Source organism: Pedobacter sp. MR2016-19 (genome assembly GCF_014947265.1).
GTDB lineage: Bacteria > Bacteroidota > Bacteroidia > Sphingobacteriales > Sphingobacteriaceae > Pedobacter.
The window spans coordinates 219,531-234,417 of record NZ_JADCNK010000003.1 but is presented as its reverse complement, the minus strand read 5'-3'; the positions used below and the strand labels follow the sequence as shown (position 1 = coordinate 234,417).

The 14,887-nt window shown below is 38.0% G+C and carries 15 protein-coding genes; 10 read left to right on the top strand and 5 right to left on the bottom strand.

Annotated elements, in window-relative coordinates:
- Positions 1-172: 172 nt before the first annotated feature.
- Both IM793_RS05780 and IM793_RS05775 read right to left on the bottom strand, forming a co-directional pair.
- Positions 173-862: a PepSY-associated TM helix domain-containing protein gene (locus IM793_RS05780; RefSeq protein WP_227256143.1), complete on the bottom strand. Its 690-nt coding sequence runs from the start codon at positions 860-862 to the stop codon at positions 173-175.
- Positions 828-2,360, bottom strand: coding sequence for a DUF2271 domain-containing protein (locus IM793_RS05775; RefSeq protein ID WP_193420144.1), 1,533 nt, complete (start codon positions 2,358-2,360; stop codon positions 828-830). The genes IM793_RS05780 and IM793_RS05775 overlap by 35 nt, the downstream gene beginning before the upstream one ends.
- A gap of 267 nt (positions 2,361-2,627) precedes the next feature.
- On the opposite strand from IM793_RS05775, the gene IM793_RS05770 reads away from it, so the two are divergent.
- From IM793_RS05770 to IM793_RS05745, 6 genes are all read left to right on the top strand, one after another.
- Complete coding sequence (locus IM793_RS05770) at positions 2,628-3,773, top strand: methionine aminotransferase (RefSeq protein WP_193420143.1); 1,146 nt, start codon at positions 2,628-2,630, stop codon at positions 3,771-3,773.
- Between the two features lie 20 nt (positions 3,774-3,793).
- Complete coding sequence (locus IM793_RS05765; protein ID WP_193420142.1) at positions 3,794-4,597, top strand: nitrilase family protein; 804 nt, start codon at positions 3,794-3,796, stop codon at positions 4,595-4,597.
- A 250-nt stretch (positions 4,598-4,847) separates the two neighbouring features.
- Positions 4,848-5,882: a N(4)-(beta-N-acetylglucosaminyl)-L-asparaginase gene (locus IM793_RS05760; RefSeq protein ID WP_193420141.1), complete on the top strand. Its 1,035-nt coding sequence runs from the start codon at positions 4,848-4,850 to the stop codon at positions 5,880-5,882.
- A gap of 44 nt (positions 5,883-5,926) precedes the next feature.
- Positions 5,927-6,805 (top strand): YegJ family protein, encoded by an 879-nt coding sequence (locus tag IM793_RS05755; RefSeq protein WP_193420140.1) that lies wholly within the window; start codon positions 5,927-5,929, stop codon positions 6,803-6,805.
- A gap of 18 nt (positions 6,806-6,823) precedes the next feature.
- Positions 6,824-7,594, top strand: a complete 771-nt coding sequence (locus IM793_RS05750; protein ID WP_193420139.1) for a copper homeostasis protein CutC — start codon at positions 6,824-6,826, stop codon at positions 7,592-7,594.
- 405 nt (positions 7,595-7,999) lie between these two features.
- On the top strand, positions 8,000-8,452 hold the full coding sequence (locus IM793_RS05745; RefSeq protein WP_193420138.1) for a hypothetical protein: 453 nt from the start codon (positions 8,000-8,002) through the stop codon (positions 8,450-8,452).
- Between the two features lie 153 nt (positions 8,453-8,605).
- Here IM793_RS05745 and IM793_RS05740 read toward each other — a convergent pair whose 3' ends face one another.
- The 3 genes from IM793_RS05740 to IM793_RS05730 form a co-directional block, all read right to left on the bottom strand.
- On the bottom strand, positions 8,606-8,998 hold the full coding sequence (locus IM793_RS05740; protein ID WP_193420137.1) for a DUF983 domain-containing protein: 393 nt from the start codon (positions 8,996-8,998) through the stop codon (positions 8,606-8,608).
- 133 nt (positions 8,999-9,131) lie between these two features.
- Positions 9,132-9,713 carry a Crp/Fnr family transcriptional regulator gene (locus IM793_RS05735; RefSeq protein ID WP_193420136.1) on the bottom strand — a complete coding sequence of 194 codons (582 nt, stop codon included), beginning with the start codon at positions 9,711-9,713 and terminating at the stop codon, positions 9,132-9,134.
- Between the two features lie 645 nt (positions 9,714-10,358).
- Positions 10,359-11,345: a D-alanine--D-alanine ligase gene (locus tag IM793_RS05730; protein ID WP_193420135.1), complete on the bottom strand. Its 987-nt coding sequence runs from the start codon at positions 11,343-11,345 to the stop codon at positions 10,359-10,361.
- Between the two features lie 202 nt (positions 11,346-11,547).
- Between IM793_RS05730 and IM793_RS05725 the strand changes: the two genes are divergently transcribed.
- Genes IM793_RS05725 through IM793_RS05710 form a run of 4 tightly spaced genes read left to right on the top strand, consistent with a single transcriptional unit; the run spans position 11,548 to position 14,796 of the window.
- Positions 11,548-12,318: a PASTA domain-containing protein gene (locus tag IM793_RS05725; protein WP_193420134.1), complete on the top strand. Its 771-nt coding sequence runs from the start codon at positions 11,548-11,550 to the stop codon at positions 12,316-12,318.
- Between the two features lie 17 nt (positions 12,319-12,335).
- Entirely contained in the window at positions 12,336-13,391 is a 1,056-nt protein-coding gene (gene mltG, locus IM793_RS05720) for an endolytic transglycosylase MltG (protein ID WP_193420133.1), read from the top strand.
- Positions 13,391-13,798 (top strand): thioesterase family protein, encoded by a 408-nt coding sequence (locus tag IM793_RS05715; RefSeq protein ID WP_193420132.1) that lies wholly within the window; start codon positions 13,391-13,393, stop codon positions 13,796-13,798. Before mltG ends, IM793_RS05715 begins: the two co-directional genes overlap by 1 nt.
- An 8-nt stretch (positions 13,799-13,806) precedes the next feature.
- Positions 13,807-14,796: a YihY/virulence factor BrkB family protein gene (locus IM793_RS05710; protein WP_132396599.1), complete on the top strand. Its 990-nt coding sequence runs from the start codon at positions 13,807-13,809 to the stop codon at positions 14,794-14,796.
- The last annotated feature ends 91 nt before the right edge of the window (positions 14,797-14,887 follow it).

Genomic DNA, 14,887 nt, shown 5'->3' with positions numbered 1-14,887 from the left:
CGCTTTAAGATTGCTTCGTGCCTCGCAATGACGACCATTCTATTCGAGTCTATCAATATTAGCCTGTCGAAGAATCTCTTTAAATACCTTGCAAAGCATTTCGATAAGCTCAACCTGACAAGTTCGAATGGAATCACAAATATGATACGGTCTCCGTTTCTTGGTGGCAAAACTATGGTACAAATAACCTGTAAATCAAATAGCAAACAATTGTACCTACTGCTGCGATGATGAAACCGCTTAATCGTTTCTTTTTAATAAAACAGATTAAGATAATTCCGGAGATGGACACCAATGTCATCAACACTGCCGAAATATCGATAATCCACGACCAGGCCTTACCAGAATCCCTTCCTTTGTGTAAATCGTTAATCACAGCTACAGCACCAAACTTGGTTGTGGTTAATTCGTATTTCCCGGTTTCGCGATCTATAAAAGAATCGGCCAGGTAACCAGGTCCGCTAAAGGTTAAGCTCAATTCTCTGTCATCCATTCTGAAATCGCTCAATGCACCTTTAACCTCATGTTTGCTCCTAAAAAACTCAACAAGCTGTAACTTATTGATCTTATTGGTATCGGGTTGGTTTACCCACTTTAAGTTTACTGATCCAGAATCTTTGGTAACCACTTCCTTACCGGAAGTAAACCAATCTGCATGGTTTAGGGTTAAGCCTGATACTGCAAAGAATAGCAGGATTGTAAAACTCACCATCGATAAATAAATGTGCAACCAGCGTGATAAACCAGCTAACCGCTTTTTACCCTTGCCCTTTCCGCTATCATTTTTAACCCGCTTTTTTCCGAGGCCACCGGGTGCAGCCGTTATCTTATTTTTTTGCGGTTCCGATTTTTCTGTAGTCAAGAGATGCTGAGGTTAGTTCTGTATTTGGCGTTAATTCTATTTTTTTTGCTGAGCCGGTAAATTTCATTTCCTGAGCAATTACCTGGTAGGTTCCATGCTCGCGGGCTACTTCAATAAAAACGGTGTAACTACCTGCTTTAACCAATTTCCCGCTATCGTCTTTCCCATCCCATGATAAGCTATATTTACCAGGACCGCGTGTAGCAGAACTCGTTGAGCTTAGTTTTCCTTCTGCTCCTTTTTTAAACTCATCGCCATTGGCACGATTCCACGATTTTAAATCAGGCAACCAACGTGGTTTATTATACCAAATAGCCAGATTGCGCATAGGTGTTTTAGCGGCATCTTCTATCCAAACGGCCACAAACGGGCGACGAATACGTTTACCATCAGTAGATTCGATATTGGCAATTTCCAAATTTACAACCAACTCATATTTAGGATTCCAAAGTTTATCAGCTTTGCTCACTTTTTCTAAAACAGCAACTGGCTTATTTAAAGCAACCTCGTAATCAGCCCATTTTTTGCTTCTGATTTCTGTGCCATCTTTCGTGATTAACAAATATGCAATATCATTTCTTGTTGAAGTTAATGCTTCAATCTCGGCTAGGGAAAGTACATTAAAAGAAGTAGCCAAAGCCCCTGCTTCACTGGCATCAGGGCCAATAACCGTTGCGCTAATTATTTCTGAAGCAGGTTTTCCTGTACGAGGATCAACAATATGCGAGTACCATTTGCCGTTTACCTTAAAACCTCTGCGGTAATTACCACTGGTTGCCACAGCCATATTCGATACTTTAATGGTTGTTAACGCAACATCGTTTTCAGCATCAGCTTTAGGGTTTGCTATTTCAATAGCTTCCGGCTGATTTCCTTTGATAACCATATCGCCACCAATATTCACCACCACGTTTTCAATTCCGGGGCTTTGAACAGCTTTTTCGGCAGCTTTATTAATGATATAACTTTTTGCAAAAGAATTTAATGCCAATGGTACATCATCTAAACGCGTTACGGTTTTATCCTGCTCATTTAAGATGTAATGTTTTTGTTTAACCAAGGTAAGAGCATTTTGTAATGCTGCAGCTGATGGTAAATGGTTTTCGGCAGCTGCCTTTTTCCAAACATCTCCTATTACTTTAGCTGATGCATCAAGTGCACCATTGGTTAATATTTTATAGTTTTCAAACTGTTTTAGAACCTCAAACAAATCTGCCGAAACTTTAGTGGTTTGTTTACCATTGCTCATCCATTTACTAAACTCGCTGTTCGCTTTATATGCACTTAAAATATCATCAAGCCTATCGATCTCATTTAATGCACGCGTTTCAGCTAAATCTGCATCGGCCTGGCTAACTGTTTTAAATTTTAATTCTAATGATGTGCCCAATACATTTTCATAATTGGAAACAAATGTTCTCAGGACTTTTTTAGGATTAACAAATGCAGATGCACTTATTACCAATAAAAAGGCAGCGGTTAAGTGTTTAAACTTCATATTTAATGGATCATTGAGATTTCATTGCAAAGAAAAGAGTTTATTTGGAATAATTTTAAATAAGCAGCATTATATTTGAAATAATACAAAATGCAGGTTAAAATTCATTGATAACCCGCTGTTTTTATTAAATGGTTATTAACCAGAGGATTCAATGATTGCTAAAAGTTATTTCTTGATGCACAACCGCAATGGCACGGAACATGAGCAAGGCCTTTGGCATAGCTTTTTACGCTTTAAGCTTTTTTTCCTATTTTCGCTTATAAGATGCTTCATATACAATCTAAACTTCCTGGCGTAAGTACCACCATTTTTTCGGTGATGAGTAAACTTGCCACAGAACACAATGCCATTAATCTTTCTCAGGGATTTCCTGATTATGCCTGCGATCCAAAACTAATTGAATTGGTAAATAAAGCTATGAAAGATGGTTTTAATCAATATGCACCAATGCCGGGTTCTGCTTTTTTAAAAGAAACCATTGCAGAGAAAGTTGAAAAACTATATCACATCAAGTATAATCCTGAAACAGAAATTACGGTTACAGCTGGTGGAACACAAGCTATTTTTACCGCATTAGCAGCCATTATCAATGCAGGTGATGAAGTTATTATTTTCGAACCGGCTTACGATAGTTACGCACCTACCGTTAAACTTTTAGGAGGCCTGGTTAAAACCTACGAGCTTGCGCCACCTGCTTATGCCATTGACTGGGATATGGTTAAGAAGTTGTTTACAGCCAAAACCAGAATGATCATCTTAAATACGCCACAAAATCCAACTGGTAGTATTTTATCATCAGATGATATGCAATCGCTTATTAAATTGATTACAGGTACCGACATTTTAATCTTGAGCGATGAAGTTTATGAACATTTAATTTACGATGAACAAAAGCACCAAAGTGTAATGCTCTATCCGGAATTAAAGCAAAGAAGTTTTATTGTAGCTTCATTTGGCAAACTTTTGCATGCTACCGGCTGGAAGCTGGGCTATTGTTTAGCACCTGAGACATTAACCAAAGAATTTAGGAAGGTACACCAATTTAATGTTTTCAGCGTTAATAGTCCCATGCAGCAAGCTATTGCAGAATATATTAAAGAGCCAAAAAATTATAGTGAAATAGGCAGTTTCTTTCAACAGAAGAGAAATTATTTCAGAAATCTTCTGGCCGAAAGTCGTTTTAAACTTTTGCCGTGTAACGGCTCTTATTTTCAATGCGCAAGCTACAGTGACATTAGCGATGAAAAAGACACCGATTTTAGTATGCGGCTGATTAAGGAATTTGGAGTGGCCACCATTCCGGTTTCTGCATTTTACCAAAAAGCAACCGATCATAAAATTATCAGGTTTTGCTTTGCTAAAGAAAACGCTACACTTGCCTTAGCGGCTGAGAAATTAAAAAACGTTTAACCAGACCAAACCGATATACCATGGAAGCACCTGTTTACACTCAAATAGAAAATCTGAAAGTAACTGTCTTTCAGGCCTACCTTTTTTGGGAAAACATTGAGAAAAACCTATTAAATCTGGCACTTAGATTATCGATGGGTGTAAGGGAAAAAACCGATATTATTATTTTACCCGAAATGTTCAATACTGGTTTTAGCATGAATTCTGAGGCTTTAGCTGAAGAAATGGGTGGTAAAACGATGCAGTGGATGCAAAAAATGGCACACCAATACAATTGTGTGGTTACAGGAAGTATCATTATTAAAGAAAATAATCAATATTTTAACCGTTTGATCTGGATGGAACCAGATGGCAAAAATCAGCATTACGATAAACGTCATCTGTTTGGCATGGGAGATGAAGATCAGCATTTTAGTCCTGGGAAAGAAAAACTTATTGTCGAACTTAAAGGATGGAAAATCAGATTGGCCATTTGTTACGACTTGCGCTTTCCGGTTTGGTTGCGTAATGTAGATCAGGAATATGACATCTTACTTCTGGTGGCTAGCTGGCCAGATAAACGATCGGCACATTGGAAGGCATTAATTCCGGCCAGGGCAATAGAAAATCAAAGTTATGTGATTGCTGTAAACCGTGTTGGGCATGATGGAAACCAGATTTATCACAGCGGATTGTCGATGTGCCTTGATCCATACGGCAATACCGTTTATTATAAACCTGAAGACGAAGATTTATATACATTCAGTATCAATTACGAAGAACTGGTTAAAGTAAGAAGGCAATTTCCTTTTTTAAAGGATGCAGATCGGTTTACCATTAGTTAAATCATAACCAATATTCAAATTACAATAATCCAACTGGAGCGATCGGTTCAACAATTCAGCAATCACAACAATATAACAATTAAATAACCAATAATCGAATCTTAATTTTCAAGCGGAAGTAAAACGATTAATGAATTATAACCAATGTTCAAATCGCAATTTTCAAACAGGATCGTTCGATTTAACAATTTAACAATTACAACAATCAAACAATTAACTATTTAGCCAATTTCAACAATTAACCCAAAAAATGTTTAACCGCCGCAAATTTATAAAAGCATCTGCCCTATCGGCCGGATTGCTGGCTATCGATAAAAGTAGTATTGCAAATGTTATTCCGAATGAAGAAAGAAAAACGGCCAATTTCCCGATCGTAATTTCTACCTGGGATTTTGGAATTGCCGCGAATGCTGATGCATGGAAAGTACTTTCTTCCGGTGGACGTGCCTTAGATGCTGTAGAACAAGGCGTTTGGGTACCTGAAGCAGATGAAAAGAATCAATCTGTCGGATATGGCGGTTTGCCAGATCGCGATGGCCACGTTACCCTGGATGCCTGCATTATGGACGAACTCGGTAACTGCGGCGCTGTTTTAGCACTCGAACATATTAAACATCCGATTTCGGTTGCACGTAAAGTGATGGAAAAAACACCACACGTGATGTTAGCTGGTGATGGTGCTTTACAGTTTGCTTTGGAGCAGGGATTCAAAAAAGAAAACTTACTTACGCCTGCCAGTGAAAAAGCCTGGAAAGAATGGTTAAAAACGGCAAAATATGCCCCTGTAATGAATATCGAAAATAAGCTCTACGAGAAAGCTGCGCCGCAAAAACTTCCGGGCAACCAATACAACCACGATACCATCGGCATGCTCGCAATTGATGCTAAAGGAAACATTTCAGGCGCGTGTACCACTAGTGGCATGGCTTATAAATTACATGGAAGAATTGGCGACAGTCCGATTATTGGTGCCGGCCTTTATGTAGACAATGAAGTTGGTGGTGCAACCTCAACTGGCGTGGGTGAAGAGGTAGTAAGAAATGTTGGCTCCTTTTTGGTGGTAGAACTCATGCGCCAGGGTTATACACCCCAAGCCGCCTGTAAGGAAGCGGTAATGCGCATTATTAAAAAGAAACCCGAAACGGCTAAAAATATACAGGTAGGCTTTTTAGCTATTAATAAAAAAGGCGAATATGGTGCTTATGCCATTCAGCAGGGCTTTAGCTATGCGGTCTGTAACGCAGAAAAACAAGATCTTTTAATCAAAGGCAAAAGTTATTATTAATAGCTTGATTTTTTTCAAACGATAAATAAAAAATAAAACAGTAAATGGGGCTATTATCTAATATTTTTGGAAAGAAAAACGTTGCCGAACGCAAGGGTGAGCCTGATATGGTTTATGTGCCGAACGAAGACGAGCGTATGAACTGGGCAATAGAAAAAGCCAATTTAACGCTTTGGTATTTCGAAGAAAGCCTGGCTAATCCCCAGCCATACCATGCTTATTTCTCTGTTAAAGTTCATATTATAGACGGCGAAAATAGCGAGCATATTTGGCTGACAGAACCACATTTTGATGATGAAGGCAATCTTTTTGGTACGGTAGGTAACGAACCTGTAAGTGTAGGCACGGTGAAACTAAACCAGAAAATTGGAATTGATCGCGACCTGATATCAGACTGGATGAGTATTGAAAATGGCAGATTAATTGGCGGTTACACTATAAGAGCGATCAGAGATGGTATACCTGAAAAAGAGAAAGCAGCATTTGACGACAGTATAGGTTTATATATTGATGAAGGGGTTGATCATTTCAAAGCCAATCCTGAAACACCAGAAGGTGCAATATTAGCTTTGGAGAATGCTTATAATGCTAAGGATATTGATGCTGCAATAGCATGTAAAGATTTCTTCGAGGAAGCAAGAATCATGCTTTCCAAATTGAAAATGGAATTAGATGATGACATCATCACTGAAACAGCAGAAGTACTTAAATTATCTTTTATCAATAATACCGAAGAACATGGTTTCCCTGATTTTTCAGGTCTTCAAAATGCTTTCCCTGAAAGAAAAAAAATTGATGATTCCCATTGGATAATTACTGAAGTATGCTGGTTTCCGGATGGTGGAAAATCAACACAGCTACTCAACACCTATAAATCGCCAAAAGGCTGGGTTGTTTTAGGCCCTGTAGAAACAGAAGAATAATTCAAATTATATCCAGAAATGAAAAGTGATCCAATCACAAAAAATGCTTGTTTAGAAGTTTGTGCAAATTCTTATGCCTCTGCATTGGCTGCCCAAAATGGTGGAGCGAAAAGAGTGGAATTTTGCGATAACCTGGCAGAAGGTGGCACCACCCCAAGTTATGCACAAATTTCATTAGCCAAGAAAAATCTATCTATAGAAGTTTGGCCGATTATCCGTCCGCGTGGAGGTGATTTTTTGTATTCTGATATTGAGTTTGAGTTAATAAAAGAAGATATAAAAATCTGCAAATCATTAAATTGCGAAGGAATAGTTATCGGAATACTTAAAGCAGATGGCACTGTTGACAAAGAAAGATGCGCTGAACTAATTGAGCTGGCTAAACCTATGGAAGTGGCTTTCCACAGGGCATTTGATATGAGCAACGATATGAATCAGGCGCTGGAAGATTTAATCTCACTCAACATAAAAAGAGTACTCACCTCAGGAGGGGCTTCTTCTGCAATTCTGGGGGCAGAAAAATTAGCAGAGCTGGTAAAAAAAGCCAATGGCCGCATTATGATCATGCCTGGTGCGGGTATAAATGAAAGCAACATCAAAAACCTTATTGATCAAACCGGTGCCACACAATTCCATGCCTCAGCAAAAGAATTTGTGCCAAGTAAAATGGAATTCAGAAATACGGAAACCAAAATGGGCAGCATTGAAGACGAATACCGGTATGAACTCACTTCAGAAACAAAAGTGAAAGCATTAGTAGATTGTATAAATAGTGCTATAAATCATTAATTTTAATTGTCATTAGCTAAAGCAGAAGCTATACTGATTTCATACCGGTAGCAAAATGCCTGAAATGAAAGGTTGCGAGTTAATATTGACAAGTCGATTTTTTATCGGATGAATCAATCCTTCCTGTTTACGATAGGATTGCTTCGTCGTTCCTCTCGCAATGACGCCTGATTTTTGAACTTAATGTAGTCTTCGTTTGTATTTTATACAGGCCTCTGTTCTATAAACCCGGTAAAAGCGGCAGCCTCCGATCTTTTATCGGAGCTATAGCGAATAACGGGACTGCTGTTTCCGAAGCATTACTGAACACCCATTTTCTAATTAAAAAACTGATCATAAATATGCCAAATGGCTCTCCAAACAATTGCATACTTATATTAATAAACCCCTCAAGCCAAACAAAAAATGAAAATAATCTTTAAAACCTATAACTTCCTGGTTTTAGTAGCGACCATTCTTTTGGCAGCTTCATTATTGCTTCCGGCAGTTAATCTTGCTTTCAATATACACGACAGTTATTATATGATCGATAATATTCCACTCATTAGGTGGTTTGCGATATTTTTATTCGTTTTTACATTATTCTACAAATTTTTAAAATCATTTATAGCATCTAATACCTTGAGCTGGGCTCACATTTTATTATCTATTTTATTCTTTTTTCTTGCTTGTTATTCTACTTATAATTTCAACAGATCACTTACCCTGGTCGAGTTTACCAGCGCAGACTCGACAGATTATTCACAGGGATTCAAGAATAGCACCGCTGCCATGCTACTCGGATTTTTAGTTGTTCAACTACTACCGATCATCAATCTAATAATAGGTTTAATGAGACGAAAGCACGCTGTTACTTAATTTATTGAATTGCCTCAATTCAGTATGTAAAAACAAAAACCCGTAGAAGGACTAGATTAAATAGCTCTGGCAGCGCTGTTTCGACAAGATCAAAACGGCAAAACCTGAAGAGAAATCAGTTTTACGATACAGTCTCTTTTTATTTATAGTTTACTAGTCGCCACTTCCAGGAGCATAATGCAAGCCTGGCGTAAGGTAGTGAAGCAAAACAACTCTCGAATAGCGGTAATTAATTGGTGACAACAATAAAACACCTGCCAGGATTAAACCAATATAGTACCACAGGTTTTCATAAATTAAAGGCAAACCCAAAACATATGATGCCACACCAATGGTTATGATTTCTGCAACGTTCATGGCATAACTTACAAACATGGCCACATAGAAAAATCCTGGCTCGCGCTCAAATTTTAAGTTGCAATGCGGACAGTTAATATTGGTTTTTTGTAGTCTTAAAGAATAAGCACTCCCTGTAAAAATATCTCCTTTGCGGCAACGAGGGCATTTACACTGTACAAAAGCCTGGAATTTCGATAACTCAGCCATAATCTTCTAATTTGATAGTACAAAGGTAAGCCTAAAGTTAGATACTAATTTATGATCTAAGTCATGTTTGAGAATCGTTTATCAGTTCACTCGTCATTTGTTTATTGGTCGTTCACGCTTGCCCAATAAAAAGCTAAACTTTTACAATCTTCCCTTTCATGGTTTTGATCAGGCCCTTCTCCGCTAATATTTTAGTGCTACGGATAACGGTTTCTACCCTTAAGCCAGTCATATCGGCTAATTCTTGTCGTGTTACTTTTAAATTTTCACCTACAGCAATATCGCCAAGGAGATAATTGATAATCGTTAACAAACGATGATCGGCCTTTTCGCTCGCCAGTTCCTCCAGCATCATCGATTTATAAAAAAGGCGGGTACTTAAAGTACGGATTAGCTCCATGCTAAAATCGGGCTCATTTTTAATCAGTTCAAAAAAATCCTCTTTATTTACCGCAATAACCTGCGAATCTTTATTGGCAATGGTAAAGGCTAAATAAGGCCGGTCGATTAATAAAGCAGGTTCACCGAAATACTGCCCCGTTTTAAAAACGCCCTGAATAAATTCCTTTCCCTCATCGCTCACAGTAACCATTCGCACCTCGCCCAATTTGATAAAATACACGTAACGCGGCTGCATCCCCGGCTCGTAAATAACCGAATCTTTTGAATAGCTTTTGAGTTTTAAACCTTTATCAATCAGTTTTTGGATGTTCATCGTTGTTTATAGTAGTTTAATCCGCTCAAACATTCGTCATTCCGGCGCAAGCCTATCTTGCGGACACAATTAATTATAACATTCTTCTATCGCTCTATGCCGCGGGGCATGGTAGTTTTTCGCAGTTGCAGTTGGTTTTTGCTGTGCTCAAGAATGCTACGCATTTTGGAGCGCCAAAGTACCCAAAGCGCTTTGTCATCCGATAGCTATCGGATCCAGCAATGAGCCTTTTACACAATCTCACGCGCATCAAAAAAACAGCGACACTTCGTTTTGTGTTCAATATTTTTTTTTAAAATTAAATCATCGTTTATGAACACAAAACCACTGCGTTTCAGGCTTGTTAGTGCCATTTTTACTGTTTTGCACCTGTTTTTTTGATTTCCCCGGCTCCTGGGATTGACAGCGTACTTGGTTAAAATCCGTGCTTTATTAAAGTCGGCTAGCAAAACGCCTAAAAATATTTAAAAAAGATGTGTCCACACGATAGGCGCAGGCGGGAACCACGCAGTGCTCAGCGAAGCTAATCTTAAGCCTACTGCATTACGATTCCCAATCAAGTTGGGAATGACGCTACGGTATGTAAATGTCATCTCCAATGGTTTAGCAAATACTAATCTCTCATAATGACAGAACTCACAAGTGCTACCCCAGCGTTTCTTTCATTAAAAGGGTATAAAATGCTTTAAGTGTAATTCCCATTGCAGCTACCTGCTGTGGAATAAAACTGGTTGCTGTTTGTCCGGGAATGGTATTGATTTCGATAAAATAAAATTTACCGGTTCCTTCCTCAAGAAAGTAATCAATGCGTACCACTCCCCTGCAATTTAATTTCTGATATACTTCCTTTACCACCTGTTGCACACGGCTCACCTCTTCGGCACTCATTCTACCGGGAGTAATTTCTTCTGTTGCGCCAGGTGTATACTTTGCTTCGAAATCGAAAAACTCATTTTTCGGGATTACTTCTGTTGCAGGTAAAACAATAACTTTGCCCTCAGCGCCGAAAATGCCGATCGAAAACTCCCTGCCACTTACAAACTCTTCTATTAAAATCTGACTATCTTCTTTAAATGCTTTTTCAATGGCCATTTCCAGATCATCAGCATGTTTTACCTTAGTCATGCCAATACTGCTGCCCCCGCTGTTGGGTTTAACAAAATATGGCAATCTTAAATCCTGCTTAATCTGATGTAAATTGTAGTTGCCACCTTTAAATATCTGAACAGATTTTGCGGTGTGCAGGTTATTAATGCCTTCTACAACGGCTTTGGTATAACCTTTATTCATGGTAATGGACGAAGTTAATGCATCGCAGGCCGTATATGGGATACCTAACATATCGAAATAGCCCTGTAATTTTCCATCCTCGCCAGGAGAACCATGTATGGCAATAAAAACTCCGTCAAACTTAATTTTTCTTCCTTCAAGTGTTAAGGAAAAATCATTTTTATCAATTTCAATCTTAACAGAATCAGCAGGTTCATAAAACCAGCCCTTTTCGTTCAGCATAATCTTATACACATCGTATAAATCCGAGTCGATATTCTGCGCAATAGTAGCTGCACTTTTTACAGAAACAACCCATTCGCCTGTGGTACCGCCTGTTAACAATGCTATCGTTTTCTTCATGTTAAAAATCCTTTTTATAAATAGAAATTGAATATAAATATATCCTCAAAAATATAAATATCTTTGTGCTTTAGTATTATTGAAGGAGAATTATTGAAGGAGTGAGTAATTGAATGATTGAGTGAAGAAATTGATTCGATAATTCAATCCATCATTAAAATAGTTACATTTGAGCTTGTACGCATAACCCAAATTAAGATTCATGTCTAAATTTATAGATTATTTAAAAACCAAATCGTTTAGAAACAATATTTTAGCTGCGATAGTAACCGTTGTAGTGCTTCTATTGGTTGCTTTTTTTAGTTTAAGATATTATACCAAACACGGACAGGGACTAAATGTACCTATGGTTAAAGGTTTATCTTTTGAGCAAGCCGTTCAGAAACTGGAAAATGCCGGATTAAAATATGAAGTAGATTCTGTTTTTATTATGGATCAACCTGCCGGAATTGTAATTGACCAGGATCCTGACCCCAATACTTTTGTAAAAGATAACCGGACCATTTATTTAACCATTAATGCAGGCAAAACACCGAATACAAAATTCCCTGATATAGCGTTTAAAACTTTGCGCGAAGCACAGGCCATTATAGAAAGTTCGAGATTAAAGCTCGGAGATACAACCTATAAGCCAGATGTAAGTCGTGATGTGGTTTTAGAAGCCTCCTTTGGCGGTCAACCGATTACAGCCGGACAGATTGTGCCTGTTGGCTCAAGGATTAACCTGGTTTTAGGCGATGGACGTGGAAATGAAGAAGTAGATATTCCACAGTTAATGGGTTTAACCATTGATGAAGCTAAATTTAGCCTAAGGGGTTCAAACCTGATTTTAGGCAACATTATTTATGATGGACCTATTACCGATAGTGCTGCTGCTGTGATTATTAAACAAGATCCTATGCTGGCTGATTCGTTAACCAAAGTGGCCATAGGCACCAGGATTAATATTACACTATCTAACAAACAACAATAAAACGTATTATATTACAGATGACTGAAGTAGAAAAAAAGAACATGAGTACAGGCAAAAAAGTAGCAATAGGCATTGCACTTGTTGTTATTCTAATTGCCGGTTACTTTGCGTTAAATATTTACAGGCTATACTTTGCCCCTAACGTTACCGAAAATCAAAAATATTTATACATTAAAACAGGAAGCAGTTACGACGACCTGACTACAACGCTGAAAAAGCAAGGTATGTTAAAAAGCATTTCTTCTTTTACAACAGCTGCCGGAAAAATGAGTTTAGCCACAAGTGTTAAACCCGGACGTTACCGCTTAAAAAAAGGAATGACCAACCGTACGTTGATTAACCTGATCAAAGCCGGAAACCAGGATCCCGTTAAATTGAAATTCCATAACATCCGTAAGAAAGAAAACTTTGCAGCCTATCTGGCCAGCAACCTGGAAGCCGATTCGTTAAGCTTTATCAATGTGTTAGATTCTACAGCGCTGATCAGTAAATATGGTTTTAACCAGGATAACGTGTATGCCATGTTCATCCCGAATACTTACGAAATGTACTGGAATATTTCGCCGGTTGATTTCTTTGAGCGCATGCATAAGGAATACGATAAATTCTGGACAGCAGACCGCAAGCAAAAGGCAGCAAGTTTAAATCTGACCCCGGCACAGGTTTACACTTTAGCTTCTATTGTGGATGCAGAGGCACTTTACGACAAAGAAATGCCAATTATAGCGGGTTTGTACTTAAATCGTTTAAATAAAGGCATATTGCTTCAGGCTGATCCGACGGTAATTTTTGCAAACAACGATTTTACAGTAAAAAGGGTAACCGGCAAATTATTGCAGGTACAATCGCTTTACAACACCTATAAATATGCGGGTTTGCCTCCAGGACCAATTATGATGCCTAGTATAAATGCTATTGATGCTGTACTAAACCGCGATAAAAACAATTACATTTACATGTGTGCGAAAGAAGATTTTTCTGGCTACCATAATTTCGCAGAAAATAAAGCTCAGCACGAAATCAATGCAAGGAAATACCGCGAAGCGTTAAACAAAAGAAATATATTTAAATAATGTATAGCCACAGTACAAAAATCAGGGTTCGTTATGGCGAAACCGATCAGATGGGCTATATGTATTATGGCAATTACGCACAATACTACGAAGTTGGCCGGGTAGAAATGTTGCGTAGTTTGGGCATGAGCTATAGCTCTATGGAAGCTGATGGCATTATGATGCCAGTTTTAGAATTAAAGTGCAAATATATTAAACCTGCCCTTTACGATCAGGAAATTACGGTAAAAACAATGATCAAAACTTTACCAGGCATCAGGATCTTTTTTGAGTATGAGCTGTATAACGAAAAAGAAGAACTCATAAACATTGGGGCAACTACACTGGTTTTTGTTGATATGGCGAAAAATAAACCGACAAATCCACCCGAAAATTTTATGGAAAAATTATCGGTGTTTTTTAATTAACCAATACAATGGAATGGTTACACAGGCAATTATTACATCTTAAACTCTATTCTAGATTTATAGAATGGACGAAAGAATGCATTCTGCCTGGTTTTAGTCCATTACCCTTGTATACTGTAGCTACGTTTTTCTTTCGTGAAATTGGAAAAGATGCATTGGTAAACAAGTCATCATCTTTGGCATACAGTTTTATGCTGGCCATTTTTCCGGGAATTATTTTCTTGTTTACTTTAATCCCTTTTATACCAATAAAAGGTTTCCAGGATCAGCTTTTAAATTTAATTCAGCTGGTACTGCCCCACAATGCTTTTGATGCCTTTGAAACAACATTGAAAGACATCATCAAAAAGCAAAACACAGGTTTGTTATCTTTCGGTTTTTTATCAGCACTGTTTTTTGCGACCAATGGAGTTAAAAACCTGATGAAGGCTTTTAATAAATCATCATTGATTATCGAAACCAGGGGCTGGATAAAACAACGTTTAATTGCGCTTGTACTAACGGTGATTATCTGCTTTTCGATCATCATCTGCATCAGTGCCATGGCCTTGGGTGAAGTTCTGCTGAACAAGATTAACGACGAACTGCACTTAAAAGATAGTTTTTTGGTTTATACCATTAAATTTACCCGTTGGGCATTATTGGCAATTTTGTATTTCATCACCATTTCTATTTTATACCGTTACGGTCCATCGCATACCAAAAAATGGCGCTTGTTTAGCGCAGGTTCATGGCTGGCTACTATCCTAGCTTTTCTTACCATCTGGGGATTTTCTTTCTACATTAACCATTTTGCCTCCTACAACAAAGTGTATGGTTCCATCGGAACATTAATCGTAGTAATGATCTGGCTTTACCTCAATTCATTAATTTTACTGATCGGTTTTGAGCTCAATGCCAGCGTTGATGTGAGTAAAAGAAGTGTGAAGATTATCCGCCCCACCTTCAATTTGTTCAAAAAATCGGAGCCAATTGAAGAAAATATACAGAAGAAATAATTTTTTCTCCCTCTGTGTTAAGTAATTATCAAGTTTATATAAAAAAAAAGCATTCTGACTTTGCAGTTTTAAGCCGAGTTTGTACTTTTGC

Excerpts from the sequence above, each read along its gene's own strand:
- IM793_RS05775 (WP_193420144.1), bottom strand. The coding sequence starts at position 2,360 with ATGAAGTTTAAACACTTAACCGCTGCCTTTTTATTGGTAATAAGTGCA.
- IM793_RS05770 (WP_193420143.1), top strand. The coding sequence starts at position 2,628 with ATGCTTCATATACAATCTAAACTTCCTGGCGTAAGTACCACCATTTTT.
- IM793_RS05765 (WP_193420142.1), top strand. The coding sequence starts at position 3,794 with ATGGAAGCACCTGTTTACACTCAAATAGAAAATCTGAAAGTAACTGTC.
- IM793_RS05760 (WP_193420141.1), top strand. The coding sequence starts at position 4,848 with ATGTTTAACCGCCGCAAATTTATAAAAGCATCTGCCCTATCGGCCGGA.
- IM793_RS05755 (WP_193420140.1), top strand. The coding sequence starts at position 5,927 with ATGGGGCTATTATCTAATATTTTTGGAAAGAAAAACGTTGCCGAACGC.
- IM793_RS05750 (WP_193420139.1), top strand. The coding sequence starts at position 6,824 with ATGAAAAGTGATCCAATCACAAAAAATGCTTGTTTAGAAGTTTGTGCA.
- IM793_RS05745 (WP_193420138.1), top strand. The coding sequence starts at position 8,000 with ATGAAAATAATCTTTAAAACCTATAACTTCCTGGTTTTAGTAGCGACC.
- IM793_RS05740 (WP_193420137.1), bottom strand. The coding sequence starts at position 8,998 with ATGGCTGAGTTATCGAAATTCCAGGCTTTTGTACAGTGTAAATGCCCT.
- IM793_RS05735 (WP_193420136.1), bottom strand. The coding sequence starts at position 9,713 with ATGAACATCCAAAAACTGATTGATAAAGGTTTAAAACTCAAAAGCTAT.
- IM793_RS05730 (WP_193420135.1), bottom strand. The coding sequence starts at position 11,345 with ATGAAGAAAACGATAGCATTGTTAACAGGCGGTACCACAGGCGAATGG.
- IM793_RS05725 (WP_193420134.1), top strand. The coding sequence starts at position 11,548 with ATGTCTAAATTTATAGATTATTTAAAAACCAAATCGTTTAGAAACAAT.
- mltG (WP_193420133.1), top strand. The coding sequence starts at position 12,336 with ATGACTGAAGTAGAAAAAAAGAACATGAGTACAGGCAAAAAAGTAGCA.
- IM793_RS05715 (WP_193420132.1), top strand. The coding sequence starts at position 13,391 with ATGTATAGCCACAGTACAAAAATCAGGGTTCGTTATGGCGAAACCGAT.
- IM793_RS05710 (WP_132396599.1), top strand. The coding sequence starts at position 13,807 with ATGGAATGGTTACACAGGCAATTATTACATCTTAAACTCTATTCTAGA.